1 protein-coding gene is annotated in these 265 nt (G+C 41.5%); it reads right to left on the bottom strand.

The annotated features are described in order from the left end of the window. The coding region (locus tag UU9_RS17790) for a glycosyltransferase family 2 protein (RefSeq protein WP_156804346.1) at positions 1 to 201 on the bottom strand (201 nt) is incomplete at its 3' end. Positions 202 to 265 lie beyond the last annotated feature (64 nt).

Genomic DNA, 265 nt, shown 5'->3' with positions numbered 1-265 from the left:
GTTGCAGATAAGCTTTACCCAACTGAACTTCTTGCTTACATATTCGACCGAGCCGTCCGTCGAACCGTTGTCAACCAAAATTACCTCAATTTTGTCTTTCGGATAGTTCAGCCGCTGGATCGATTGAAAACAATCGTGCAAGTGATGTTTTCCGTTTAAATTAACGATTACTATAGAAACTGAAGGGAAATTGTCCATCATCTTACCACCTTAAACAGTCACCCGGTCACTGCTTCCGAATGAATTTTATCGTGCGTTGTTGAAC

Origin of the sequence: Rhodanobacter fulvus Jip2 (assembly GCF_000264315.1) — a bacterium.
Taxonomy (GTDB): domain Bacteria; phylum Pseudomonadota; class Gammaproteobacteria; order Xanthomonadales; family Rhodanobacteraceae; genus Rhodanobacter; species Rhodanobacter fulvus.
This window is presented reverse-complemented; position numbering and strand designations above follow the sequence as displayed.